Consider the following 26014-nt stretch of genomic DNA (forward strand, 5'->3'; position numbering starts at 1 on the left):
AAATATAGCGGTAAGATTTGATCAAAAATTTGCAAAAAATGAAAATAATCGTACCGCTTCTTAAATTGGTAATTCATAAGTATATTTTAGTTCTTCCATTGCAAAGGTAGAAGTGACATCCGTTAAACCTTCTACTTCTCTTACTAATTTTTTATAGAAAATATCAAAAGTGTGAATATCTTTCACTCGTACTTGCATTAAATAATCATATTCTCCTGCCATTCGATAAAAAGCCGTGACTTCAGGAAAGTCTATAATTGTTTTGGAGAACTTGTGATACCAATGCTCAGAATGATCACTGGTTTTAATCCGAACAAAGCCAATAAGACTTAAATCCACTTTATTTGCATCTACCAATACAACTCGATTACTAATAATTTTAAGTTCTTCAAGACGATGAATGCGTCGCCAACAGGGTGTGGTGGTTAAGTTGACCTTTTCAGCTAAATCTGTAATCGAAATAGAGGCATCTTTTTGTAATAGTCTTAAAATTTGTCTATCTATTTTATCAAGTTTGTACACTTTGTTACCTCGCAAGTCAGTTTAGTTGTAGAAAAATATTCTTTCTATATAAGATATTTTAGAATTTTATTTTAAAATTTATGGAAATCAAGTAAAAATGGAGAAAATTTTTTTTACTTTTCAAGAGTATAATCACAACTATTATGATAATTAATAAACAAAAAGAGGTGGTTTTATGAAATTTGGAACACAAGTTTTACACGGCTATAATATGCTCGATCCTGAAACAGGGGCATCATCCATTTCTATTTGCCAAGCATCAACCTTTCATCAGAAAGAAATTGATAATATGCAGAAATATATGTATTCAAGATTTGGTAATCCAACTCGTTCTGCATTAGAAGAAGCCATCGCTAGCCTAGAACAAGGCAAATATGCGGTGGCTTTTGCGTCTGGGGTGGCGGCAATTTCTGCGGTACTTTTGATGTTCTCAAAAGGTGATCATATTGTGATGTGTAAAGATGTTTATGGCGGCACATTTCAATTAGTCAATGAGGCATTACCACGCTTTGGGATTGAAGTGAACTTTGTTGATGAAACGAATCTTGCTGAATGGGAAAATGCCATTAAACCGAATACCAAAGCCTTTTATATGGAAACGCCGTCTAATCCGACTTTAAAAATTACCGATATTCAAGGTGTGGTTGAAATTGCAAAAAGGCATAATATTTTGACCGCTATTGATAATACATTTATGACACCACAATATCAAAATCCACTGACAATGGGGGTAGATATTGTTATTCAAAGTGCAACTAAATTCTTAAATGGGCATAGCGATGTCATTTTAGGTGCAGTAGCGGTGAATGATGATGAACTTTATGAAAAATTGCATAAACAACAAATTATGCTTGGCGGATTACCGGGTATTGAAGAAAGTTGGTTGGTGATGCGAGGTATCAAAACGATGGCTATTCGAATGGAGAAAAGTACTCAAACGGCATTAAAAATTGCTCAACTTCTTGAAATCCATCCTAAAGTTAAAAAAGTGTATTATCCCGGTTTAGAAAGTCACGAAGGCTATGAAATTCACAAAAAACAAGCATCAAGTGGTGGGGCAGTGCTTTCTTTTGATTTGGGTAGTATTGAAAATATGAAGAAATTTGCAGAAGCCTTAAAATATCCTATTGTTGCAGTGAGTTTAGGAGGCGTGGAATCTATTTTATCTTATCCTGCAAAAATGTCACATGCCAGTGTACCTGAAGAAGAGAGATTAAAACAAGGAATTACAGCAGGATTGGTTCGCTTATCCGTCGGTATTGAAGATCCAGACGATCTGATTGATGATATCAAAAATGCACTGGATCATATCTAGTGTTTTTATAAGGTGGTAAATTGAACATTTGTTTCTATATTTACAGATGTTCAATAAAATTTCACAAGACTAAAATGTAAATCCTATAAGGAGCAATATATGAGCAATCAAAAAAACTATGAAAAAGCAGGTATGACCAGACAGCAATGGAAAGAAGCCATTAAGTTTGATAGTGTCGATATCGGTTGGATAGTGATGAGTATCGGGATGGCGATAGGTGCAGGGATTGTCTTTCTCCCAGTCCAAGTTGGTATAATGGGAATATGGGTTTTTCTTCTTTCCGCAATCATTGGTTATCCTGCTTTATATCTCTTCCAAAATCTCTTTATAAATACTCTCGCTGAATCAAAAAAATGTACGGATTATCCTCGAATTATCTCTGACTATCTTGGTAAAAACTGGGGGGTAGCGTTAGGTATTCTTTATTTTATTATGCTTGTCATTTGGGTGTTAATTTATTCATTAGCCGTCACTAATGACAGTGCCTCTTACTTGCAATCCTTTGGTATTACTGAAACCAAGTTAAGTGATAATATGTTTTATGGATTAGGATTGGTTTGTGTACTTTCTTTTATTGCATCGAAAGGAGAAAAATTACTCTTTAAATTATCTGGATTTATGGCGGTGACGGTATTATCTCTTGTGGGGATAATGGGGGTGCTACTTGTATCACGTTGGGATCTCTCAAATCTTCCAGCCGTTGGAAACTGGGGAACAATGATAAAAGATGCCATCATAACCCTTCCATTTACTCTAACGTCTATTTTATTCTTACAGTCATTAAGCCCAATGGTGATTTCTTATCGATCACACGAAAAATCTGTTGAAGTGGCTCGCTATAAAGCATCACGAGCAATGCGTATTTCGTTTGTGATTTTATTTGTGGTGGTATTCTTCTATGCAGTTTCATTTACTTTAGCAATCAGCCAAGAACAAGCCATCAGTGCCAAAGAGCAAAATATTTCATCGTTAGCCATTATTGCTCAATTTATACCAGGTAGCTGGGCAACTATTACAGGCATTGTGATTAATATTTTTGCGATTGTGACTTCTTTCTTTGGGGTATTTTTAGGTTTTAGAGAAGCGTGTGTTGGTCTTGTAATGAATGTGTTACTACGTAAATATAAAGAAGAAGAGATCAACAAGCCATTAATTGAGAAACTGGTAGTTGCGTTTATCATTCTTATTTGCTGGGGAACAATCGTTACCAACTTCCCAATCCTTAACTTTACCTCAATTTGTAGTCCAATTTTTGGTTTAGTTGGCTGTTTAATCCCTGCATATCTTGTATATAAAATGCCACACTTACACCACTATAAAGGCTTAGCAACAAATGTGATTATCTTTACTGGAATACTCCTTTGTATTTCACCATTTCTTGCTTTTATTTAGTTTTGGAGATTAGCAGTAAATTTTTTCACTATTTTAAATAATCAAAAAAGTTGCTTAATTTCTTATTTTATAAGGAGTTAAGCAACTTTTTATTTTTTTTCAATTGTGTAAATTTCTCTTAAAATGTGACCGCTTACTGGCTTAATTTATACCCAAAAAGTTGTTGATAGAGATCATTAATAAGATGTTTATCATTTTCAAAATTAAGTGCTTCAATACTACGTTGTAAAGTATTTTCTGCTTCTTTTTGTGCCGCAAGTGAAAGCTCAACGGTTGGCGCTTGATGGTAAATAGTGGCAAGAGTTTTTAAAATAGCAATCCCAATATTTATATTTGTTGCACCGTCTCGTGCAATAGGGCGGATTGATTCTTGAATAAAAATCCCTTCATCCAATGGAACAATACTTAAACGATCAAAGTTTCTATCGTCATCTTTTTCGATTGGTTTTTCAGTCAGTAATTGTGTAAGAGTCGCTAATACTGTTAATGCTGTACCTGAGTCATTAATTGCAGGAGAAAGGGCTCGTTGTGCAACTTCACTTAAAACAGATAAACCAAAACTTGGATCTTGTTCAAATTTACGTTGTGAATCTACAATAAAGAAACGGTTGATTTCATCAAAATCAATATCCTCAAAATGATTTCGTTGCACTAATACCATTGCTTTATTTGGCATTAGCCAGTTCCCTACTCGTACCATAATATGTAAATAGCAATCGTTATCTTCAGCCCAGTGCTGCAAGCCCGAAAGATTTATATTAATTAAATAACCAATCTTTTGAGAATAAATTGATCTTACTTGTTTTAATTCAGTAATTTTGGCGGCAGTACCTAAATTTGGATTATTACGATAATCACGTAATGATTCAGTGGCTTTTTGTTGAATACGATCTAAGGTGTTTTTTAAACGCCCTAATCCTGAAAGAGTTTGTACCCAACGAATTAAAACTACCACTAAATATAATAATAAAATAACAATACAACCAAATAGAATAAACAGCCCATTTGTGCCAAAAATACCGAGTCCTAATAATATCTTAGCAATAACTGCATAAATAAACGCAGAAAGAAAACTAGAAATTGCTGTTCGAGTAGTACCATCGGCAATAATTAACTCTGTTGCTCGAGGTGTGGCATTACTGGCGACGGAACTAAAGGCAGCAATCATAATTGAAAGAGAGAAGGTGCTTACTGCTAGCATACTGGAGGCGATAATATTTAATAAGTCATCTACAATATCTATATTAATTTTAGGTAGAGTTTGAGCAGGTAACCAACGATCAATCCAATAAGAAGAGAAAGCAATGATTAGAGCTAATAAAGCCCCTAATGTAGGCTTAACCCATAATGTATTGCTTGGTTGCTTTAACCAAAGTAAAAAACGGTACATAATATTTATAAAATTATTTTAGAAAACCCTATCATACTCTAAATTGAACGTATAAAAAACACCCTAAAAATTATTATTACTTTCAGGGTGTGTAAATATAGCGATAATTTAAGCTTTTGCTTCTAATTCTGCGACTTCTTGATTAAGCACTTTAATTTTTGCATCCATTCTATCGTAACAAAGTTGGATTAATTCTTTGATATTTTCACGAGAGTAGCCAGCGGTATCAATTGGTTCTAAGGTTTCACAAATTACGTAACCATTATCCCAACGATTTAAGTCTATTTTATTATGGGTATTTGAACATACGACAGGCACAATAGGTACGCCTGCTGCGATAGCGGTATGAAAAGCACCACGTTTAAACGGAAGTAAACCACGCCCACGGCTACGTGTTCCTTCAGGAAACATCCAAATAGAAATGTTATTTTCTTTAATCACTTTTGCTACTTTGCTCATTGTTTTAATTGCACTATTATGATTTTCGCGCTGAATTAAAATATTACCACTACTCCAATACATTAAACCAAAAAATGGAATCCAAATTAAGCTACTTTTTCCAACGCTAACCGTATTCGGTTGTAACATTGCAGAAATCGTTACCATATCATAATTATTTTGATGATTGGCTATATAAATAGCGTGTTGGGTAAAATCTTTTTTAGGACGAAGAATCACTTTAATACCCACAAAATGATGTAACCAGCCAAACATTTTGACGATAAAACACACATTATTCGGATGTTTAAAACGGCATAATGAATAAACTGTGCCAATCAAACAAATTCCAATAGCGAGAATAACAACAATAATAATTCTAAGTATTTTGAGCATAAATTCGTCCTTTTTTATCAATTAATTAAGTTGAGATTGAATAAAGGCGACCATTTGATTTTTAGCAATCATCTGTTTTTCACCAGTATGACGGCTCTTATATTCAAGCTCACCATTTTCAAGGCTACGCTGTCCAATCACGATGGTGTGTGGTACGCCAATTAATTCCATATCTGCAAACATCACACCTGGACGCTCTTTACGATCATCAAAAATCACATCAATATTGAGTGCTTTTAATTGCTCATAAAGGGCTTCGGCTTCTTGTTTTACTTCATCAGATTTGTGCATATTCATTGGAACAATCGCTACCGTGAAAGGTGCAATTGCATTTGACCATTTAATGCCACGTTCATCGTGATTTTGCTCAATTGCTGCAGCAACCACACGAGAAACACCGATACCGTAACAACCCATAATTAAGGTTTGTGGACGACCGTCTTCACCTTGCACTGTGGCATTCATTGCTTCTGAATATTTTGAACCTAATTGGAAAATATGCCCTACTTCAATACCACGTTTAATCAATAATGTGCCTTTGCCGTCTGGACTTGGATCGCCTTCTACTACGTTACGTAAATCTGCTACTTTTGGTAACGCAACATCACGCTCCCAGTTCACATTAAAATAGTGTTTACCGTCAATATTTGCTCCTGTGGTAAAATCGCTCATTAACTCAACGCTACGGTCGATAATCACAGGAATTGGCATATTTACAACCCCTAGTGAACCTACACCTGCACCGATTTTAGCTTTAATCTCTGCTTCATCAGCAAATTCAAAAGGTTCAGCTACTTCTGGTAATTTAATGGCTTTGATTTCATTTAAGTCGTGATCCCCACGTAACACCAATGCGATTAAAGGTTGCTCTTCGCTTGCCCCTTTAACTACTAAAGTTTTAACGGTTTTCTCAATCGCCACATCAAATTGTTCTACCACTTCGGCAATGGTTTTTGCATTTGGTGTATCCACTAATTCCATTTCTTTGGTTGGTGCCTGTTTTTCGCCCACAGCCACTGCTTCCGCTAATTCGATATTGGCTGCGTAATCTGATTCTGTTGAGAATACAATATCGTCTTCGCCACTTTGTGCTAATACTTGGAATTCGTGTGATGCGTTACCACCAATTGATCCTGTGTCAGCTTGAACAGGACGGAAATCTAAGCCTAACCGATTGAAAATATTGCAATAAGTTTGGTGCATTACTTCATAAGTATTTTGTAGACACTCAGGTGTTGTATGGAAAGAGTAAGCGTCTTTCATTAAAAATTCACGTGAACGCATTACACCAAAGCGAGGACGCACTTCATCACGGAATTTGGTTTGAATTTGATATAAATTTAACGGTAACTGTTTATATGAGGTAATTTCACGACGCACTAAATCGGTAATCACCTCTTCGTGAGTTGGACCTAATACAAATGGACGATTACCACGATCATCAAAACGTAACAATTCTGGACCGTAGTCATCCCAACGTTGTGATTCAATCCATAAATCCGCAGGCTGAACCACTGGCATAGACACTTCTACCGCCGATTTATTCATTTCTTCACGCACGATATTTTCTACTTTTTTTAATACACGTAACCCTGTCGGTAACCAAGTATAAAGCCCTGATGCTAAGGGTCTGATCATTCCTGCTCGCAACATTAATTGATGGCTTACCACCTGTGCATCATTAGGGGTTTCTTTTAATGTAGATAGTAAATATTGAGTTGTACGCATTATTTTTTTATTCCTATTTGTATAATTTAAAATTTTATTATTGATTTTAACTAGTGTAATACTCTTGCTTTTATTGTTCCATCAATTGCTTTTAATTGAGCAAGTGTTTCGGTTACATCATCAGATTCAACATCTATAACGACATAGCCAATTTCAGCATCTGTTTGTAAATATTGTGCTGCAATATTCATATTTGCATTAACAAACACTTGGTTAATCTGATTCATTACACCAGGCTTGTTTGTATGAATATGTAATAATCTTTTTGCTCCACTGTGTGATGGTAAGGAAACAGCAGGAAAATTAACGGCTGATAGAGTAGAGCCATTATCAGAGTATTTCACAAATTTATTGGCAACTTCTGTACCAATATTGGCTTGTGCTTCTGTTGTTGAACCACCAATATGAGGAGTAAGAATAACATTATCAAACTGGCATAATGGTGAAGTGAAGCACTCATCTTTTGATGCGGGTTCAATAGGGAATACATCGACAGCAGCACCTCGTAATTTCCCAGATTTTAAAGCTTCAGCAAGAGCATTAATATCAACGACGGTTCCTCGTGCGGCATTGATTAACACCGCCCCCTCTTTGAGTTTTTTAAGACACTGAGCATCAATCATATTTTTAGTAGAATTGTTCTCAGGCACGTGAAGAGAAATAACATCACAAAATGACAATAATTCATCTAAATTATGTACTTGTTGTGCATTACCCAGAGGGAGTTTGTTTTCTATATCATAAAAATAAACTTGCATTCCAATAGATTCGGCGATTACACTTAATTGTGAACCAATATGACCATATCCAATAATACCTAATTTTTTATTACGTACTTCATTTGAACCTTCGGCAGATTTATTCCATTCGCCTCTATGTACTTCCATATTTGCTTGAGCAGCTTTACGCATTAATAAAATAATTTCTGCGAGTACCAGTTCTGCAACAGAACGAGTATTTGAAAATGGTGCGTTAAAAACAGGAATTCCGAGTGTTTTTGCCGCATTCATATCCACTTGGTTGGTACCAATACAAAAACAGCCAATAGCGACCAATTTAGTCGCTTGAGATAATACTTCTGCAGTTAAATATGTTCGAGAACGAATACCTACAAAGTGTGCATCTTTGATAGCATTAACTAATTCATCACCATCAAGTGCTTCATTATAATAATGAATGTTGTGATAACCTGATGATTTTAGTACTTCAACAGCGTTTTTATGCACACCTTCAAGTAACACAAATTTAATTTTTGATTTATCTAAAGAAATATGAGTTGTCATTATTACATCCTGTTTTGTTTGCATTTAAAGAAATTGTAAATTTTTATAATAATCTGACCGCTTATTCAATAATTTTTGTACCATCTGGTGAGCCGACAATGGTGATGTTTGCAAAACGTTGTGCAAAGATACCGTTCGTAACCACACCAGCGATATTGTTAATCGTATGTTCCATTTTAAGCGGTTCAATAATATTGAAATTATAGACATCTAAAATTACATTACCATTATCCGTTACCACACCTTCTCGATATTCAGGTGAACCACCCAAAGCAACAAGCTGACGAGCAACATAAGAACGTGCCATTGGAATAACTTCAACAGGTAACGCAAAGGTTGAACCTAATACATCAACTTGTTTAGATTTATCCACAATACAAATAAATTTTTTTGCTAATGAGCTTACAATTTTTTCACGGGTTAAGGCTGCACCGCCTCCTTTGATCATATAACCTTGTGGGGTAATTTCATCAGCCCCATCAATATACACATCAAGGCTAGATACTTGGTTTGCCTCAAAGACTTCAATACCTAATTCACGTAAGCGTTTTTCTGACTCTTTTGAAGCGGCAACAGCACCTTTGATTTGATCTTTCATAGAGCCTAATGCTTCAATAAAACAATTTACGGTTGAGCCACTACCAACACCAATAATAGTTTCTGGTTTGACATACTTTAGAGCAGTTTTTGCTGCTTGTTTTTTCATTGAAAGTTGATCCATTATTTCTAATCTCTAAATGTAATAAATTAAATTTTATTAAAACGTAATGAAGGGGAGCATTGAATGAGCAAAGCGAATGGAATATGCCCCCCTACCAAATAAAATGACTAATTACGTTTTACTGCTTCTGCAATTTCAGTTGCACAGCTGTGAGCAAGCTCGCCATCAGCACATTCCACCATTACACGAATTAACGGTTCAGTCCCTGATTTACGCAATAAGACTCGCCCTTTACCTTTCAAACGTTGTTCCACATCTTGTGTCACTTTTTGAACTTCTTCACTTGCAAGTGGATCAGTATCGCCACTAAACTTAATATTGATAAGTGCTTGTGGATAAAGAGGCACAGCTTCGGCTAATTCATTTAAACTTAATTTTTGTGATGCCATTGCCGCTAGTACTTCTAATGACGCCACAATGCCATCCCCAGTGGTATTTTTATCTAAGATAATAATATGCCCTGAGTTTTCCGCACCTAATGTCCAGCCTTTTTCTTTTAACTGTTCTAAAACATAACGGTCGCCCACTTTGGCACGCACAAATGGAATTGCAAGGGTACGCAGTGCATTCTCTAAGCTCATATTACTCATCAATGTACCGACAACGCCCCCTTTTAATTTACCCGCACGCAATGCTTCACGAGCAATAATAAAGATAATTTGGTCACCATCAATTTTATTACCAAGATGATCCACCATAATCAAGCGATCGCCATCGCCATCATAAGCTAAACCAAGATCGGCTTTATGTTCAAGTACGGTTTCTTGTAGTTGCTTAATATCCGTTGCACCCACACCTTTATTGATATTCATACCATTTGGCTTAGTACCAATTTCAATCACTTCTGCACCTAGCTCACGCATTACATTTGGTGCGATGTGGTAGGTTGCACCGTTCGCACAATCCACCACAATTTTATAAGCACTTAAATTTAAGTGTGAAGGGAAAGTACTTTTACAGAACTCAATATAACGTCCAGCAGCATCAGTAATTCGGCTTGCCATTCCTAGCTCCGCAGAATCCACACAATCCATCGGTTCATCAAGCATTGCTTCTATTGCTTCTTCCACTTCATCAGGTAATTTCTCACCATTTGATGAGAAGAATTTAATTCCGTTATCGTCATAAGGATTATGAGATGCTGAAATTACAATCCCAGCTTCCGCACGAAACGTACGAGTTAAATACGCAATCGCAGGGGTTGGCATAGGACCAGTAAATGCCACAGAAAGCCCTGCGGCTGAAAGCCCCGCTTCCAATGCCGCTTCTATCATATAACCTGAAATACGAGTATCTTTACCAATTAAAATTCGCTTTGAACCTTGATTGGCTAATACTTTGCCCGCAGCCCAACCTAATTTTAAGATGAACTTTGGCGTGATAGGATATTGCCCAACTTTGCCACGAATACCGTCTGTTCCAAAATATTTACGTTCTGCCATTTTTTAGTCCTTAGTGTTTGTGACCACAACCACAGCTACCTTCTTTTTTCTCTTTTTTTTCTTCATCACTGTGACAATGACCGTGTCCACCACAACATTCGTGTTCTTCTTCATCGTGATCGTGTCCACAACAGCCACCACCGTGCTGATGAATATGACCGTGAGCGATTTCTTCTTCTGTTGCTGCACGTACGGATACGATTTCAACACTGAATAATAATTCTTGTCCTGCTAACATATGGTTACCATCAACCACTACTTCGGTTTCATCCACTTCGGTAATCACAACAGGTAATGGACCAATATCCGTATCTGCGATAAAACGCATACCCACTTCTAATTCATCAACGCCTTGGAATACATCTTTTGGCACACGTTGCACCATATCTTCATTGTATTCGCCGTAGCCTTCTTCTGGTTTTACACGCACTTCAAATGTATCGCCTACCGCTTTACCTTCTAATGCATTTTCTAATCCAACCACAAGGTTCTGATGACCGTGTAAATAGTCTAACGGTTGATTAACAGGTGCTTCATCAACTAATACACCTTCTTGGGTACGAACTTGGTAAGCAATGCTTGGTACGGTATTTTTAGTAATTTTCATTAGGGATTCCTTTATTTAAGTAAAAATTGTGTCTATTGTAACGTTTTAATGACCATTAGAGAATAAAAAAATGGCATTTGAAAAAAATCTTTATTTTTCTAACTATTGAATAGTTGTGTATAATCTATTTGCTTTCAAGTATAGTAAATCACTATACGTTTTTATTACTTAGCTTATGAGTTTGAATTGAGGATTTTTCCTTACATACTAAATTTCAAAGCGGTACGATCTATCAAAAAATTTACTAAAATGACCAAATCTAACGGATTTCAATTTAAACAATTTTTTATTGCACACAACAAATGTGCAATGAAAGTAAATACGGATGCTATTTTATTGGGAAGTATTGCGAATATAAGTAATATTTCATCTATTTTAGATATTGGAACGGGAACAGGGCTAATTGCAATTATGTTAGCACAACGTACCGCTTATACTACCTGCCAAATTACTGCATTGGAGATCGAACCAAATGCTTTTCAGCAAGCTGTTGAAAATATTCAGCAAACAGTTTGGAAAGATCGTTTATCTATTAAATTGTGTGATTTTTTAGACTTTCAAGTTACCCAAAAATTTGACCTTATTGTGTCTAATCCTCCTTATTTTGAATATAGCCTTGCAAGTAAAAGTAGTGAGCGAGATCTTGCTCGTGCGACTACTCAAAGCCATTTTGTGTGGCTAAAGCACGCCAAAGATTTACTTTCTGAAGAAGGTAAAATTACCTTTATTTTACCTTGTGATGTAGCAGAAAAATTAATTGAGGAGGCAAAAGAAATTAACCTTTATTGCATTGAGCGTTGGGACATTGCAACGAAGCAAGGTAACCCACCGAAACGAATGATTGTGACTTTTTGTAAAAAGTTTCAACAAAGTGACCGCTTGTTTTTGACTATTTATGATAAAAATTATCAATATACTGAGCAATATAAAAAAATAACGCAATTATTCTATCTTAATTTTTAATGCAAAGAGAGTTGCGATCTTTATTCACATAAAATGTAGATAATTTTGTGAATAACTACATAATAATTGTTGAAAGGCTGTGAAAAATTCCATTAATTTGTTGTTTTATATGCTTTTTCTGATTTATTATTTGTATTTGTTAAAAGATCACCAACTCGTTTAATTGATCTACAATGTGGCTATTTCTTATGCTTTCGATGGATGTTAATTTTGTTTCTATCAGGCTAGTTTTCGCTACTCTTTTTTTATCCCCATTTACTGTGGATAAATTTGTGTAAATCTAAGAATTGTTTGATAAAAGCTTTACAATAATTAGCTCAGAAATTTGGGCATACCATTACCATTATCTCCTTATTCCCCTAAATTGAACCCTATTGAGAAAAAATTAAACAATATTTATGTAAGCTACTCCCTAAATTTAGTTCATTTTTGGTGGCTTTATTGTTTTATTTTAATTGAGTATAAATTTAAAAAAGGCAGGGTTGAATTCCTGCCTTTCTATTTTAATCGAATTTATTTAAGCAATAATTATTGCCCATAATAGGCATTTGCACCGTGTTTACGTAGATAATGTTTATCCAGTAATTCTTGTTGCATTGATTGGATATTTGGACGAATTTGGCTAGTCACAAAATTCATATAAGCTAATTCTTCTAGTACAACGGAATTATGCACCGCATCATTGGCGTCTTTTCCCCATACGAATGGTCCGTGTGAATGCACGATAACTGCTGGGACTTGACCCGCTTGAATATGGCGTTTTTGGAAAGTTTCAACGATCACTTTTCCTGTTTCTAACTCATATTCGCCTGCAATTTCAGCTGGGGTCATTTTGCGGGTGCAAGGAATGGTACCGTAGAAATAATCGCCGTGTGTTGTCCCGAGTGCGAGTAAATCTTCGCCTGCTTGTGCCCAAGCGGTTGCGTGACGTGAGTGAGTATGCACAATTCCACCGATATTAGGGAATTGACGATAAAGTTCTAAGTGTGTTGGCGTATCTGATGATGGTTTTAGTTTGCCTTCTACCACTTTACCAGTGAATAAATCTACTACTACCATATCATCAGCAGTCATTTCATCATATTCCACACCAGATGGTTTGATTACCACTAAGTTTTTCTCACGATCGATTTCACTCACGTTTCCCCAAGTGAATGTTACTAATTTATGTTTTGGTAATTCTAGGTTTGCTTTTAAAACTTTTTCTTTTAACGCTTCTAACATTTGAAGCCTCCTTCTTTCATTTTTTGTTCGATCCAACGGCGTGCATTGATAATTTCAGCGATTGGCTCTTCAGCTTTTTCTGTCCACATTTCAATTAAGAATGCACCACGATAATTTAATTTATTTAGAATATTGAAGAATTTTGCAAAATCCACACAACCATCGCCAAATGGGACATCTCTAAATTGCCCTTTGCAGGTTTCGGTGACTTTGTAGGTATCTTTTAGATGTAAGGCTGAAATTTTATTGATACCTAAGGTTAATTCTTCTTCAACGTTATCATTCCACGCTGAAAGATTGCCAATATCAGGATAAACGGTAAACCAAGGGGAATCGATAATTTGATCCCATTTTTTCCAACGAGAAATTGAACTCATAAATTTGGTATCCATAATTTCTACTGCAAGGGTTACCTGATTACTTGCTGCAAGCGTTACCGCCCATTCAAGCCCTTCTTGAAAACGTTGGATTGTGCCTTCGTCTTGCTCTTCGTAATAAACATCGTAACCTGCAAGTTGAATGGTACGAATACCTAAATCAACGGCTAATTGAATGGCTTTTTCCATCATTGTGTAAGCTTCTTTGCGAATGGCTTCATCTCGGCTACCAAATGGGAAACGGCGATGCCCAGATAAACACATTGACGGAATAGTTATGCCAGTAGTCATAATCGCTTTTACTAGCTCTAAGCGTTGTTCTTTTGTCCAATCTAAACGAGCTAAACGCTCATCGGTTTCATCAATAGAAATTTCGACAAAATCAAACCCACACGCTTTTGCAATAGATAATCTATCTTGCCAACTGATATTTTTTGGCAAGGCTTTTTCATAGATCCCTAATTTATGTTTTCTCATTTTTTTATCCTATTAAATTGTGCTTTTAAGCAAGAATAATGTGTAATCCTTGCTCTGTTAATTCTTTAATAATAGTTGGGTCTGCTTCTTTTCCTGTAATTAAAATATCGATATTTTTTAACTCAGCAAACAGCATTCCTACTCGCTTACCTAACTTTGAGCTATCCAGTAAAACAACCAACTTTTCCACTTTTTCTAACATTTTCTGTTCAGAATTAGCAATTAACATATCATTTTTATATAAGCCCTCGTGTGAAAGCCCTTTACCACTAGTGAAAAGAATATCCGCAGCATAATCATCTGAACTACTATTTAGAGAAAGCATAATGGCTTGATTTTTATTATATTGTCCACCCATAATGACGACATTATGATGATCATTACTAATAAGGGTATTTGCAAGCGGTAAGTAATTGGTAATAATTTGCAAATTTTTGCCACATAAACTTTCACCCAGCATCAACATTGTTGAACCACAAGTAAGGATTACGCTGGTATCCTCTTTGCACAACTTATTTGCTGCAATGGCAATGCGTTTTTTTTCTTCAAGATTATTGATATTTTTTTTTATAATAGGTGAGCTGGTTGAATAATAAGTCGCATTTAAAGACTCTGCACCATTGCGTACTTTTTTTAATCTACCTTGTTGATCTAATTTTGTAATATCTCGACGAGCAGTAGCAGGAGAAATACCCAACAAATCAATAATTTCAGCTGTGGCTAAATACTTTCGTTCATTAACTAATTTAAGCAGTTGTTGTTGTCTATAATTTTCATTCATATTTTTATTTCTCTAATTAAAATTTATGCCAATTATAATGAACAGCAAAAAAAGAAACCACCCCAATTAAGGGGTGGTAAAGTATATTAAAGAATACTTTTAAATGGTACATTTGGCTCTTGCTCAAAACAATCATCAAAACCACGTGGGTGATGGTACTCAATTAAATCTTTATCACGAGGATAAACATATTTGCCGCCCACTTCCCAAATAAATGGGTGGAATTTATATTGTAAGCGATCTTTACGCATTCTATATAATGCTAAAATTTCATCGGTACTTGCTTGGAAGTTTGACCATACATCGTGGTGTACAGGAATAACTACTTTTGCTTGTAAGGCTTCTGCCATACGAAGTAAATCAATAGAAGTCATTTTATCCATAATACCAACTGGATTTTCACCGTAGTTGTTTAATACAACATCAATGTCATGTTCTTTACCGTGTTTAGCAAATTGAACAGAGTAGTGTGAGTCAGCACCGTGATAAATATTACCACCCGGTGTTTTGAAAATGTAGTTTACACATTTTTTACCCATTTCTTCATCACTTGGGCAAAGACCTAATAATTCTCCACCTTGTGCATCAGCACCTTGAACTGGAAGTGTGACTAAACAGGTTCTATCAAAACCATCTAATGCAACAATTTCCATATCTTTGATTTTCACTGTATCGCCCGGTTTAACCGTAATACAACGATCTGCGGGTACACCCCATTTTTGCCAAATATCAGTACAGTATTCTGGACCAATAAATTTAACGTGATCTAATTTTGGGTTATTGATAACTGCTGCGGCAACATTGATATCAATATGATCACTATGGTAGTGTGAGGCTAATAAGAAATCTAATTCTTCAATTGCAAATGGGTCAATAACAACAGGACTTGTACGTAAGTTTGGTTGTAATTTACGCACACCTGACATATTTGCCATTTGGTGTCCACGCACCATATCTTTTACTTTTTTAGTATTTTTTCCACGGAAACACCATAGATCCATACATACGTTTGCCCCAGCGGGTGTTTTGATCCAAATTGAGCAGTTACCTAACCACCACATCGCAAAACTTTTTTCTGGCACTACCTCTGCAGCAATTTCTTCATTTAACCACGTTCCCCACTCTGGAAAAGTTGAAAGAATCCAGCTTTCTCTTGTTATTTCTTGTACTTTTGACATTTTAATTTACTCCTGATAAAAAACGATAATAAGAAATCAAAAATAATCATACATAATCATTTTGATTTATTCAATCTTTTTTTCCTAAACTGTGATTTAGGTCAAATTTTATATTTTTTTCATTTTTCAAAGGAATAAAAGCGATTTATTTATGATTTTCTCTGAATAACCATCTTTTTTTATCAAAAATATTTAAATATAAAATGTGATCTTGTTCACAAATAATCAAATTTAATCTTTTTTAATCGTCTATTAAGGCGTATTATAGTGATGATTACGCAAATTTTGATTTTCTATATCATAATAGTGATTGTTGAAAATCGCTAATCGTTTCAACTACTATTTTTTACTCACAAAAAGGAAATGACTTATGGAGTTTATTACAGAAATCCTGATTTTCCTAAAAGATCAAGTGCTATCTAAAGCACCGCTCTTATTAGGTATCGTTGCTTGTATTGGTTATATTTTATTGAAAAAAGATACCACTACAATTCTTAAAGGAACTATTAAAACTATAGCTGGTTTTATGCTTGTACAAGTAGGTGCTGGCACACTTGTTAAAGGCTTTAAACCAATTATCTTAAAACTTAATGAAGTACATGGTTTAACAGGAGCAATTGTTGACCCATACACTGCTATGCAAGCGACCATTACCACAATGGCAGATAATTATGCTTGGGTAGGTTATGCAGTACTTGGAGCATTAGCATTAAATATTCTTTTAGTTGCATTTAGACGTTTCACTGGTATTCGTACTATTATGCTTACTGGACACATTATGTTCCAACAAGCAGGTTTAGTGGCGGTATTCTATATGATTATTGGTGCAACAATGTGGGAAACCATTATTTATACCAGTGTATTAATGGCACTTTATTGGGGTATCTCTTCTAATATTATGTATCAACCAACACAGGCTGTTACAGGTGGAGCAGGGTTCTCAATTGGTCACCAACAACAAATTGCATCTTGGATCGCGGTTAAAGTTGCACCTAAATTAGGTGATAAAGATGACAGTGTTGAACATATGAAATTACCAAACTGGTTGCATATTTTCCACGATAGCGTATCAGCAACAGCGATTGTAATGACCGTATTCTTCGGTATTATTTTATTGTCATTTGGTTTAGATAACTTACAAGTAATGGCGGGTAAAACACACTGGACAATCTATATTCTTGAAACAGGGCTTAAATTTGCGGTCGCTATTCAAATTATCGTAACAGGTGTACGTATGTTCGTCGCAGAACTTTCAGAAGCTTTCAAAGGTATTTCTGAGCGTTTAATTCCAAATGCAGTATTAGCGATTGACTGTGCGGCAATTTACGCATTCTCTCCAAATGCAATGGTATTCGGCTTTATGTGGGGTGCTATCGGTCAGTTTGTTGCTGTTGGTATTCTTCTTGGTATGGATGCAAGTGTTCTTATCATTCCAGGCTTTATCCCAATGTTCTTCTCTAACGCAACAATCGGGGTATTTGCAAACCGCTTTGGTGGTTGGAAAGCTGTTATGAAAGTTTGTTTTGTAATGGGTATGATCGAAATCTTAGGTTCTGCTTGGGTAATCCAAATGCTTGCTGATCAAGGTACAATCTTTAATGGTTGGATGGGAATGGCTGACTGGGCATTATTCTGGCCACCAATCTTACAAGGTATCATCTCTATCCCATTCTTCTTCTTTGTTATTGTTGCCGCAGCATTAGTTTATATGTTCTTTGCATCAAAACAATTACGTACAGATGAAGCAGTAGCACAAGCTCAAGGTAAAACATTAGATCAATATTATGGATTTGGTATTGAAGAAGATGAAGCGGTCACTTCTGAGGAAGTTTTTACAAATTCTCAAAGTAGTGCAAAAGCTGTTCGTATCTTAGCAGTATGTGGTTCTGGTCAAGGTTCATCAATGATGATGAAAATGAAAATCAAAAACTACCTTGATAAACGTGGTATTCCAAATGAAATGGATTCTTGTGCGGTTACCGATTATAAAGGTAAACTAGCAAACGTAGATATCGTCGTTTCTTCACAGCATCTTGCGAATGAAATTGATGGTGGCGACAAAGTATCTGTATTAGGTGTTAAAAATATGCTTAACCCTAACTCATTTGGTGATGAATTGGTTGAATTAATCAATAAACACAACGCAAGTTAATCATCAACTGCGATTAATTTTAGAGAGAATCTAAAATAGTTAAAACAGCCCCTAGAGAATAATTTCTAGGGGCTCTGTTCTTAAAATTGAAAAAATATTAAAAAGGTATTTAAAATGAATTTAAAACAATCTCTGATTGAGAATAACTCAATTAAATTAAACCAAACCGCCACTAGCTGGGAAGAGGCAATTAAAATTGGTACCGATATGTTAGTTGATTCTGGTGCGATTGAACCTCGTTACTATGACAACATTATCAATAAAGTAAAAGAAATGGGGCCTTACATCATCTTAGCACCGGGACTAGCAATGCCTCACGCTCGCCCAGAAGAAGGCGTAATTAAAACCGCTTTTGCATTAGTCACATTGACTGACCCCGTTTTCTTTGATGGTGAAGATGAAGGTGTAAAAGTACTGATTACTTTGTCAGGTAGCTCATCTGACGAACATATGCAAGGCATTATGGAAATTACCCAAGTGCTAGAAGATGAGGATCCTGAAAGTGAAACAGGGGTTGATTTAGCAAAAATCTTGGCGTGTCAAACAAATGAAGAAATTTACGCTGTTATAGATGCAGCATTAAACAAATAATAAAAGGAATATAAAATGTCAAAACCATTATTACAAATTGCATTAGATTCATTAAGTCTTGAAAAAGCAGTAGCAGATGCAAAAGTGGCGGAAAAAACCGTAGATATTATTGAAGTCGGAACAATTTTAGCTTGTGCCGAAGGAATGAAAGCGGTAAAAACTTTACGTGCATTACACCCAGATCATATTTTAGTGTGCGATTTAAAAACTACCGACGGTGGTGCAATTTTAGCGAAAATGGCATTTGAATCAGGTGCAGACTGGCTAACCGTTTCAGCAGCAGCACACCCTGCAACCAAAGCAGCGTGTAAAAAAGTGGCTGACGATTTCAACGCAGCAAATCCAGATTTAAAAGTGAAAAAAGAAATTCAAATTGAAATCTACGGCAACTGGACATTTGAAGATGCACAAGAATGGGTAGATTTAGGCGTGAAACAAGCAATTTACCACCGCTCTCGTGATGCTGAATTAGCAGGTAAAGGCTGGACAGCAGAAGACATTGAAAAAATGAAAAAATTGGCTGATTTAGGCTTAGAACTTTCAATCACTGGTGGAATTGTGCCACAAGAAATCCATTTATTTAAAGAGATTACCAATGCGAAAGTATTCATTGCAGGGCGTGCATTAGTGGGCGAAAAAGGGAAAGAAACTGCAGAAGCGATTCGTACAGAAATCAACAAATACTGGGTTTAAGAAACTTAAATTAGGTATAAAAAAACCTGCTTATTTTCACTGAATAAGCAGGTTTTTTATATGAATAATTAACTTGTTATGAGCGTTTCATTATTTCAAAAAATTCATTATTTGTTTTTGCTACCATTAATTTATCAATCAAAAATTCCATTGCAGAAACTTCATCCATAGGATTAATAATTTTACGTAGTACCCACATTTTTTGAAGCTCATCAGGAGTGGTAATCAGATCTTCCTTACGAGTACCAGAAGGGTTAAAGTTAATTGCAGGGAATACACGTTTTTCAGCAATTTTACGAGAAAGATGTAATTCCATATTCCCCGTACCTTTAAATTCTTCAAAGATAACTTCATCCATTTTTGAACCCGTATCGACAAGGGCAGTTGCAATAATAGTTAAGCTTCCCCCTTCTTCGATGTTACGAGCAGCGCCGAAGAAACGTTTCGGACGGTGTAGTGCATTCGCATCGACACCACCAGATAAGATTTTACCTGATGATGGGGTAACCGTATTGTAAGCTCGAGCTAAACGAGTTATAGAATCTAACAAAATAACCACATCTTTTTTATGCTCAACTAAACGTTTTGCTTTTTCAATTACCATTTCCGCTACTTGCACGTGGCGAGAAGCTGGTTCATCAAAAGTAGAGGCGATGACTTCTCCTTTTACAGAACGAGTCATCTCTGTTACTTCTTCAGGTCGTTCATCAATAAGTAACACAATCAGTTCACATTCAGGGTAGTTTGCTGTAATACTTTGAGCAATATTTTGTAGTAAAACTGTTTTACCCGCCTTTGGTGGTGCAACAATCAGACCACGCTGTCCTTTACCGATAGGTGCGGCTAAATCCAAAATACGAGCCGTTAAATCTTCACTTGAACCATTGCCTCGCTCCATTTTTAAACGAGAATTAGGATGTAGAGGAGTTAAGTTTTCAAATAATATTTTATTGCGGGAAATTTCAGGCTTGTCATCATTGACTTTGGCGACTTTAAGAAGGGCAAAATAGCGTTCTCCATCTTTAGGCGGTCTTATTTTCCCTTCAATACTATCACCGGTTTGCATATTAAAACGGCGAATTTGACTAGGAGAAACATAAATGTCGTCAGGACCCGCTAAATATGAGCTGTCGTTCGAACGTAAAAAACCAAAACCATCAGGTAAGATTTCTAATACGCCTTTGCCAAAGATGTCTTCACCACTTTTGGCGTGTTGTTTTAAAATCGCAAAAATGATGTCTTGTTTACGTAAACGACCTAGATTTTCTAAGCCTTGTGATTCGCCTAATTTCAGAAGTTCTGAGACTGGCATTGTTTTTAATTGAGTTAAATGCATAGGAAAGTTTTTTATTTTATAATTTAAATTAAAGTTTGAACAGAATAAACAAGTTTTGTCCAGAAATGGTTTTCACCAAGAATTGAGGTTGCCTAGATTACCTTTATTTTTGTCAATTTGCAAATTTTTTTATTGATTTACTTTAAAGTTTTTTGAGCAATTTCGTACTTTTTTTAAAATAATGCTAAATAAACGGATAAACTTCGGCTTTAGCTTACTTTTAAGAAAGTAATTTATGTAAAAAATGGCAAATTATTCTATTTATTTTCCATTTTTTTGACACACAAATGTAAAATTTCATCATAGCCTTTTGATATATAATCATTATGTTTAACATTATTATTTTTAAGATCGTTCATTGCCTCATAAATACCCTGTATCATACTTTGAGTATCAGTAAGTGTCCAACACTGAGCATTTAAATGATAAAAATTTTGTTTTAAATCAGAAGCAAAAAGAATGCCGTTGTAATAAGCATAAATATTATGATCTAACATTTTATTTAATGTGTTTGCTCTAATTTGTTTAATTGGTTGGGTAATTTCGCCATTATAAAATTGTGTCACACCTTTAATAAAAGCGTCAATATCATAGGTGTTATCTACTCTATCTTGATAGGTTTGAGAGGCTGAACCATATCCAACAGCATAAGATTTCTGATCAAGTTTATCTTTTGCAACTGATTGAAAATAAGGTGATTGATTACAAGCAGTTATAATAAATAATCCCATTATTAAGCAGATTGTTGAAATAATTTTTTGCATTGTATTACCCTCTTTTATTAAAAATCTGCTACTATTCTATCCTAAATAATGTTGTTGAGGAAATAAAAAATGAAACAGTATTTAGACTTATGCCAAAGAATTATTGAGCAAGGAAAATGGATTGAAAACAAAAGGACAGGAAAGCGTTGTTTAACCGTCATTAATGCGGATTTAACCTATGATGTAGCACAGGGGGGATTTCCTCTTGTTACAACACGAAAGAGCTTTTGGAAAGCAGCAATTGCAGAATTACTCGGTTATATTCGTGGTTATGATAGTGCTGCCGATTTTCGTCAATTAGGCTCTAAATCGTGGGATGCGAATGCCAATCAAAACACAGAATGGCTAGCAAATCCTCATCGTAAAGGTGAAGATGATATGGGATTAGTTTATGGTGCTGTGGGACGAAACTTTCCTAAACCAGATGGTGGTAGTGTTGATTTATTACGCCAAATTGTTGATGACCTGAAACAAGGAATTGATAACAGAGGAGAAATCTATACTTTTTATCATCCAGGTGCTTTCCATTTAGGCTGTTTACGTCCTTGTTTGCATAGTCATCACTTTTCACTACTTGATGGCACGCTTTATTTAAATAGTACTCAACGTTCTGCTGATGTGCCACTTGGCTTAAATTGGAATATGGTACAATGTTACACTTTCCTTGCTTTAATGGCTCAAATAACAGGACATCAAGCAGGGCAGGCTTATCACAAAATTGTCAATGCACATATCTACGAAGATCAGCTTGAATTAATGAGAGACGTACAATTAAAACGGTCCCCCTTAAAAGCCCCTAAATTAAAAATAAACCCTAATATCAAAACATTAGAAGATTTAGAAACTTGGGTAACATTAGATGATTTTGATGTTGAGGGGTATGAAAGTTACGATCCAATCAAATATCCTTTTTCTGTTTAGTGTCCTCAAGGCTATTTTGGTTTTTACCTAAAACACTTAATATAAAAAAGAGAAAACAAGCGGTATGATTTTCATCAAAATTTGCAAGTTTTCTCTTTCAAATCAAAAAAGTATTTAATTACTTCTCTTCAGTCACCGCAACTCTTGGTGCTGAATGTACGTGACTAACAGCACTTGAATGACCACCAAATCCTTTACCATAAAAATAGTAACGAGACTCTTGCCATTCTGTTACATTAACAGCATCATTTAACTCTTTTGATGATTCTGCTAATGTCATTACTGCTGTTGTATGCTGAACTCTTGAAATAGTGCCAAGTTTCCCATCAAATTGATAGCTACTTTGATATGCTTTAGTTTCAGTTTTAGGCGTAATTTCAACAATATTATCTTGGGGTTTTGATTTAGATACTCTATCATTTTTTTCTGCAACTAAATCTCTTTCCGATTCTTGAGAAATCACATTTCCTAAAGGTGTGGAAGAACTTGTATTACGCTCTTCTACAACAACAGGGGTGACCGGTGTTAAAGAACCATTTTTTTGTTGTGCTAACATCTCATCAACAGAAAGGAAACGAGGTTTTTCATCTGTTTTTACTTTTGCTGGTTTTTCAGTTTTAATCCAAACTTTTCCACTCGCAAATTCAGGTGACATTACTGCAGAAGTTAATTTCATCGTCGTATTATTACTAGATTGACGACGACGTTGATTTCCAATACGTAAATGACGAGGAGAGCGGCGACGAGAATGCTCTTTGTCATTATTATCCTGTTGTGGCTTAATATCTGTTACAACCTCTGCTTGTGATGGCGGCTGTGACGGTGTTGCCACATTTTCTATAACAGGTTGAACTTCTATCATTTCTTTAATCTCAGGAACAATATCTACGTTACTATTTTCACTGATTTCTGGTGTATTTGTGGCTCGAATTTTTTTACGTAGATCACGGCGCTGACGACGTTCTTCAATTTGAACTTGATTTTGCTCTTTAGTAACTTTTTTCTCAGGTTGTTTTTTTTCTGCTACCGTAACAACTTCTTCAATAACATTGTTGCCTTTTTTCGTCGTGTTATTGTTACTATGTTTTTTGGTTTTTACATTATCAGAGGTTGATTTAGGCTCATTATTACGAGCAGGATATTCTTTTCGGTTGCGACGATTTCGCTGATTACGTCCTCTATTATTATTGTTATGTTTATTTTTCTTAGGTGTAACTTTTTCCTCTTCAACAGTAAATATACCTTTAATCTTACTAATGATGCGACTAAGCAATGATACTTTTTTCACTTTAGGTGTTGGTGCAGGTTGTAAATTTAAGTCACTGTTTTGCAATACTGCTTCAACAGTAATAATAGGTTCATTATTTATCGCTGTATTTTCTGTGGTGAATGTTGGTGTTGTATTTTCGTCATCTTTAACTTGGTAGAATTTAGCTAAATCATAACTTAATGTCGAAGAAATTTCATTTTCACGTAAACGATAAATATTAAAATGCGGTGTTTCAATATTTTCATTTGGTACAATCATAATATTGACATTATGACGTTTTTCAATACTATCCACAGCTTTACGCTTTTCATTTAATAAGTATGAAGCGACTTCAACTGGTACAACAGCGTGTACTTGTTTTGAATTTTCTTTAATTGCCTCTTCTTCAACCAAACGTAAAATTGAGAGTGAAATAGAATCATTATCACGAACTTTACCCGTTCCTTGACAACGAGAACAAATATGTGAAGAAGCCTCACTTAATGAAGAGCTTAAACGCTGACGCGACATTTCAAGCAAGCCAAAACGGGAAATTCGACTAAATTGAATTCTAGCACGATCTTGTTGAACGGCTTCTCGAATACGATTTTCGACTTCACGCTGATGACGAATAGGTGTCATATCAATAAAGTCAATAACAATTAAACCGCCTAAATCACGTAAACGCATTTGACGAGCAATCTCATCAGCAGCTTCAAGATTGGTGGTTAATGCGGTTTCTTCAATGTCACTACCACGAGTCGCTCTTGCAGAGTTAATATCAACAGCAGTTAATGCTTCTGTCGCATCAATAACAATAGAACCACCAGAAGGTAAACGCACTTCTCTTTGGAAGGCGGATTCAATTTGTGATTCAATCTGATAATGGCTAAATAATGGGACTTCGCCTTCGTATAGTTTCACTCGATTGATAAAATCAGGACGTACTAAGCGGATGTGATTTTTTGCTTTCTCAAAAATCTTTTTACTATCTATTAAAATTTCACCAATATCGCGGCGTAAATAATCACGAATGGCACGTACAATAACATCACTTTCTTGATGAATTAAAAATGGTGCAGGACGTGAGCTTGCTGCTTTTTTGATGGCTTCCCAATGATGTAATAAAACTTGTAAATCCCACTGTAATTCTTCTGGTGATTTTCCAACACCAGCCGTTCTTACAATTAAGCCCATATCATTAGGTACATCTAAGTTACTTAACGTTTCTTTTAATTCTTGACGTTCTTCACCCTCAATTCGGCGAGAAATCCCTCCTGCTCGAGGATTATTAGGCATTAAAACTAAATAGCTTCCAGCTAAAGAAATAAAGGTTGTCAATGCAGCTCCTTTATTACCACGCTCTTCTTTGCTAACTTGGATAATAACTTCTTGCCCTTCTTTGATTACATTTTTAATGCTTGGGCTACCTTGAAATACATAACCATTAGGAAAGTATTCACGAGAAATTTCTTTTAAAGGAAGGAAACCGTGTCGATCTGTTCCATAATCAACAAATGCTGCTTCTAAACTTGGTTCAACACGAGTGATTTTTCCTTTATAGATATTTGATTTTTTTTGCTCGTGTCCCGGACTTTCAATATCTAAATCAAATAGGCGTTGCCCATCAACAAGGGCAACTCGCAACTCTTCTTTTTGAGTTGCATTAATAAGCATTCTTTTCATTGTATTTTCTCTTAATCTTTTTATGTCTCTTTTTAATGCCAATCTCACGACTGTTCAAAGAGATAAATTATTTTAAACTCATTATTACGTCTTACATTTATATTTTGCGTAATCTTTTATTTATTGCATATGGTGGTTGAAAATTAACCGTTAAATTTCTTTTATTTTTTATAAAATTTTTAAATAAATAAAAGCGGTTAATTATGACATTTATCGTGGTTGATAAGCAAGGGCATTATAAATTATTTTGAAATGTTTTATATGATAGGCAAAAAAAACGCTGATTATTTCTAATCAGCGTTTAAAATATGGCTCCTCCTGCTGGACTTGAACCAGCGACATATGGATTAACAGTCCACCGTTCTACCGACTGAACTAAGGAGGAATA

22 protein-coding genes and 1 tRNA gene are annotated in these 26014 nt (G+C 35.3%); 7 read left to right on the plus strand and 16 right to left on the minus strand.

The genetic code is table 11. From position 1 onward, the window contains the following. Positions 1 to 60: 60 nt before the first annotated feature. Entirely contained in the window at positions 61 to 522 is a 462-nt protein-coding gene (locus U9966_RS03290) for an Lrp/AsnC family transcriptional regulator (protein WP_306346301.1), read from the minus strand. 175 nt (positions 523 to 697) lie between these two features. Between U9966_RS03290 and U9966_RS03295 the strand changes: the two genes are divergently transcribed. After that, positions 698 to 1837 (plus strand): trans-sulfuration enzyme family protein, encoded by a 1140-nt coding sequence (locus tag U9966_RS03295; RefSeq protein ID WP_306346300.1) that lies wholly within the window; start codon positions 698 to 700, stop codon positions 1835 to 1837. Positions 1838 to 1936: 99 nt separating this feature from the next. Then, entirely contained in the window at positions 1937 to 3229 is a 1293-nt protein-coding gene (locus U9966_RS03300; protein ID WP_306346299.1) for an aromatic amino acid transport family protein, read from the plus strand. Positions 3230 to 3362: 133 nt separating this feature from the next. Here the strand turns inward: U9966_RS03300 and U9966_RS03305 are convergent, their stop codons facing one another. The 7 genes from U9966_RS03305 to slyD all read right to left on the minus strand — a co-directional run bounded on the left by U9966_RS03305 (position 3363) and on the right by slyD (position 11234). Continuing rightward, positions 3363 to 4619 (minus strand): DUF2254 domain-containing protein, encoded by a 1257-nt coding sequence (locus U9966_RS03305; RefSeq protein ID WP_306346298.1) that lies wholly within the window; start codon positions 4617 to 4619, stop codon positions 3363 to 3365. 108 nt (positions 4620 to 4727) lie between these two features. Next, a complete protein-coding gene (locus U9966_RS03310; RefSeq protein ID WP_306346297.1) occupies positions 4728 to 5453 on the minus strand; it encodes a 1-acylglycerol-3-phosphate O-acyltransferase in 726 nt (241 codons plus the stop codon). A gap of 21 nt (positions 5454 to 5474) precedes the next feature. Next, complete coding sequence (gene proS, locus U9966_RS03315; RefSeq protein WP_306346296.1) at positions 5475 to 7181, minus strand: proline--tRNA ligase; 1707 nt, start codon at positions 7179 to 7181, stop codon at positions 5475 to 5477. Between the two features lie 50 nt (positions 7182 to 7231). Then, positions 7232 to 8464 (minus strand): phosphoglycerate dehydrogenase, encoded by a 1233-nt coding sequence (serA, locus tag U9966_RS03320; protein ID WP_306346295.1) that lies wholly within the window; start codon positions 8462 to 8464, stop codon positions 7232 to 7234. A gap of 61 nt (positions 8465 to 8525) precedes the next feature. After that, entirely contained in the window at positions 8526 to 9185 is a 660-nt protein-coding gene (rpiA, locus tag U9966_RS03325; protein WP_306346294.1) for a ribose-5-phosphate isomerase RpiA, read from the minus strand. 107 nt (positions 9186 to 9292) lie between these two features. Continuing rightward, positions 9293 to 10627: a phosphoglucosamine mutase gene (glmM, locus tag U9966_RS03330; protein ID WP_306346293.1), complete on the minus strand. Its 1335-nt coding sequence runs from the start codon at positions 10625 to 10627 to the stop codon at positions 9293 to 9295. A 10-nt stretch (positions 10628 to 10637) separates the two neighbouring features. Further along, complete coding sequence (gene slyD, locus U9966_RS03335; protein WP_306346292.1) at positions 10638 to 11234, minus strand: peptidylprolyl isomerase; 597 nt, start codon at positions 11232 to 11234, stop codon at positions 10638 to 10640. 249 nt (positions 11235 to 11483) lie between these two features. On the opposite strand from slyD, the gene U9966_RS03340 reads away from it, so the two are divergent. Beyond that, the gene (locus tag U9966_RS03340) at positions 11484 to 12197 is read left to right on the plus strand and encodes a tRNA1(Val) (adenine(37)-N6)-methyltransferase (protein ID WP_306346291.1); all 714 of its coding nucleotides are present in this window, start codon (positions 11484 to 11486) and stop codon (positions 12195 to 12197) included. 528 nt (positions 12198 to 12725) lie between these two features. Here the strand turns inward: U9966_RS03340 and araD are convergent. The 4 genes from araD to ulaG form a co-directional block, all read right to left on the minus strand. Further along, positions 12726 to 13421 (minus strand): L-ribulose-5-phosphate 4-epimerase, encoded by a 696-nt coding sequence (gene araD / locus U9966_RS03345; protein ID WP_306346290.1) that lies wholly within the window; start codon positions 13419 to 13421, stop codon positions 12726 to 12728. Continuing rightward, on the minus strand, positions 13415 to 14275 hold the full coding sequence (locus U9966_RS03350; protein WP_306346289.1) for an L-ribulose-5-phosphate 3-epimerase: 861 nt from the start codon (positions 14273 to 14275) through the stop codon (positions 13415 to 13417). The genes araD and U9966_RS03350 overlap by 7 nt, the downstream gene beginning before the upstream one ends. Positions 14276 to 14300: 25 nt before the next feature. Beyond that, positions 14301 to 15056, minus strand: coding sequence for an HTH-type transcriptional regulator UlaR (gene ulaR / locus U9966_RS03355; RefSeq protein WP_211597557.1), 756 nt, complete (start codon positions 15054 to 15056; stop codon positions 14301 to 14303). Between the two features lie 86 nt (positions 15057 to 15142). Further along, positions 15143 to 16234: an L-ascorbate 6-phosphate lactonase gene (gene ulaG / locus U9966_RS03360; RefSeq protein WP_306346288.1), complete on the minus strand. Its 1092-nt coding sequence runs from the start codon at positions 16232 to 16234 to the stop codon at positions 15143 to 15145. Between the two features lie 370 nt (positions 16235 to 16604). Between ulaG and U9966_RS03365 the strand changes: the two genes are divergently transcribed. The 3 genes from U9966_RS03365 to U9966_RS03375 all read left to right on the plus strand — a co-directional run bounded on the left by U9966_RS03365 (position 16605) and on the right by U9966_RS03375 (position 19670). Further along, positions 16605 to 18386, plus strand: coding sequence for a PTS ascorbate-specific subunit IIBC (locus U9966_RS03365; protein WP_306346287.1), 1782 nt, complete (start codon positions 16605 to 16607; stop codon positions 18384 to 18386). Between the two features lie 114 nt (positions 18387 to 18500). Further along, positions 18501 to 18977 (plus strand): PTS sugar transporter subunit IIA, encoded by a 477-nt coding sequence (locus U9966_RS03370; protein WP_090921409.1) that lies wholly within the window; start codon positions 18501 to 18503, stop codon positions 18975 to 18977. A 15-nt stretch (positions 18978 to 18992) separates the two neighbouring features. Then, complete coding sequence (locus U9966_RS03375) at positions 18993 to 19670, plus strand: 3-keto-L-gulonate-6-phosphate decarboxylase UlaD (protein WP_306346286.1); 678 nt, start codon at positions 18993 to 18995, stop codon at positions 19668 to 19670. 76 nt (positions 19671 to 19746) lie between these two features. On the opposite strand, the gene rho is transcribed toward U9966_RS03375, so the two are convergent. Together rho and U9966_RS03385 are read right to left on the minus strand one after the other, a co-directional pair. Beyond that, positions 19747 to 21006, minus strand: coding sequence for a transcription termination factor Rho (gene rho / locus U9966_RS03380; RefSeq protein WP_306346285.1), 1260 nt, complete (start codon positions 21004 to 21006; stop codon positions 19747 to 19749). 257 nt (positions 21007 to 21263) lie between these two features. Further along, positions 21264 to 21770, minus strand: a complete 507-nt coding sequence (locus U9966_RS03385) for a hypothetical protein (protein ID WP_306346284.1) — start codon at positions 21768 to 21770, stop codon at positions 21264 to 21266. Between the two features lie 69 nt (positions 21771 to 21839). Here U9966_RS03385 and U9966_RS03390 point away from each other — a divergent pair, with 69 nt between their 5' ends. Next, positions 21840 to 22691 carry a thymidylate synthase gene (locus U9966_RS03390; RefSeq protein ID WP_306346283.1) on the plus strand — a complete coding sequence of 284 codons (852 nt, stop codon included), beginning with the start codon at positions 21840 to 21842 and terminating at the stop codon, positions 22689 to 22691. 118 nt (positions 22692 to 22809) lie between these two features. On the opposite strand, the gene rne is transcribed toward U9966_RS03390, so the two are convergent. Next, on the minus strand, positions 22810 to 25617 hold the full coding sequence (gene rne / locus U9966_RS03395; protein WP_407675197.1) for a ribonuclease E: 2808 nt from the start codon (positions 25615 to 25617) through the stop codon (positions 22810 to 22812). A gap of 318 nt (positions 25618 to 25935) precedes the next feature. Beyond that, positions 25936 to 26011, minus strand: a tRNA-Asn gene (locus U9966_RS03400). Between the last annotated feature and the right edge of the window lie 3 nt (positions 26012 to 26014).

The sequence above is a fragment of the Pasteurella atlantica genome, from assembly GCF_963693435.1.
Lineage (GTDB): Bacteria > Pseudomonadota > Gammaproteobacteria > Enterobacterales > Pasteurellaceae > Phocoenobacter > Phocoenobacter atlanticus.

Excerpts from the sequence above, each read along its gene's own strand:
- rpiA (WP_306346294.1), bottom strand. The coding sequence starts at position 9,185 with ATGGATCAACTTTCAATGAAAAAACAAGCAGCAAAAACTGCTCTAAAG.
- glmM (WP_306346293.1), bottom strand. The coding sequence starts at position 10,627 with ATGGCAGAACGTAAATATTTTGGAACAGACGGTATTCGTGGCAAAGTT.
- ulaG (WP_306346288.1), bottom strand. The coding sequence starts at position 16,234 with ATGTCAAAAGTACAAGAAATAACAAGAGAAAGCTGGATTCTTTCAACT.
- U9966_RS03365 (WP_306346287.1), top strand. The coding sequence starts at position 16,605 with ATGGAGTTTATTACAGAAATCCTGATTTTCCTAAAAGATCAAGTGCTA.
- araD (WP_306346290.1), bottom strand. The coding sequence starts at position 13,421 with ATGTTAGAAGCGTTAAAAGAAAAAGTTTTAAAAGCAAACCTAGAATTA.
- rho (WP_306346285.1), bottom strand. The coding sequence starts at position 21,006 with ATGCATTTAACTCAATTAAAAACAATGCCAGTCTCAGAACTTCTGAAA.
- U9966_RS03310 (WP_306346297.1), bottom strand. The coding sequence starts at position 5,453 with ATGCTCAAAATACTTAGAATTATTATTGTTGTTATTCTCGCTATTGGA.
- U9966_RS03370 (WP_090921409.1), top strand. The coding sequence starts at position 18,501 with ATGAATTTAAAACAATCTCTGATTGAGAATAACTCAATTAAATTAAAC.
- slyD (WP_306346292.1), bottom strand. The coding sequence starts at position 11,234 with ATGAAAATTACTAAAAATACCGTACCAAGCATTGCTTACCAAGTTCGT.
- U9966_RS03385 (WP_306346284.1), bottom strand. The coding sequence starts at position 21,770 with ATGCAAAAAATTATTTCAACAATCTGCTTAATAATGGGATTATTTATT.
- U9966_RS03375 (WP_306346286.1), top strand. The coding sequence starts at position 18,993 with ATGTCAAAACCATTATTACAAATTGCATTAGATTCATTAAGTCTTGAA.
- U9966_RS03295 (WP_306346300.1), top strand. The coding sequence starts at position 698 with ATGAAATTTGGAACACAAGTTTTACACGGCTATAATATGCTCGATCCT.
- U9966_RS03350 (WP_306346289.1), bottom strand. The coding sequence starts at position 14,275 with ATGAGAAAACATAAATTAGGGATCTATGAAAAAGCCTTGCCAAAAAAT.
- ulaR (WP_211597557.1), bottom strand. The coding sequence starts at position 15,056 with ATGAATGAAAATTATAGACAACAACAACTGCTTAAATTAGTTAATGAA.
- proS (WP_306346296.1), bottom strand. The coding sequence starts at position 7,181 with ATGCGTACAACTCAATATTTACTATCTACATTAAAAGAAACCCCTAAT.
- U9966_RS03340 (WP_306346291.1), top strand. The coding sequence starts at position 11,484 with ATGACCAAATCTAACGGATTTCAATTTAAACAATTTTTTATTGCACAC.
- U9966_RS03390 (WP_306346283.1), top strand. The coding sequence starts at position 21,840 with ATGAAACAGTATTTAGACTTATGCCAAAGAATTATTGAGCAAGGAAAA.
- U9966_RS03305 (WP_306346298.1), bottom strand. The coding sequence starts at position 4,619 with ATGTACCGTTTTTTACTTTGGTTAAAGCAACCAAGCAATACATTATGG.
- U9966_RS03300 (WP_306346299.1), top strand. The coding sequence starts at position 1,937 with ATGAGCAATCAAAAAAACTATGAAAAAGCAGGTATGACCAGACAGCAA.
- serA (WP_306346295.1), bottom strand. The coding sequence starts at position 8,464 with ATGACAACTCATATTTCTTTAGATAAATCAAAAATTAAATTTGTGTTA.
- rne (WP_407675197.1), bottom strand. The coding sequence starts at position 25,617 with ATGCTTATTAATGCAACTCAAAAAGAAGAGTTGCGAGTTGCCCTTGTT.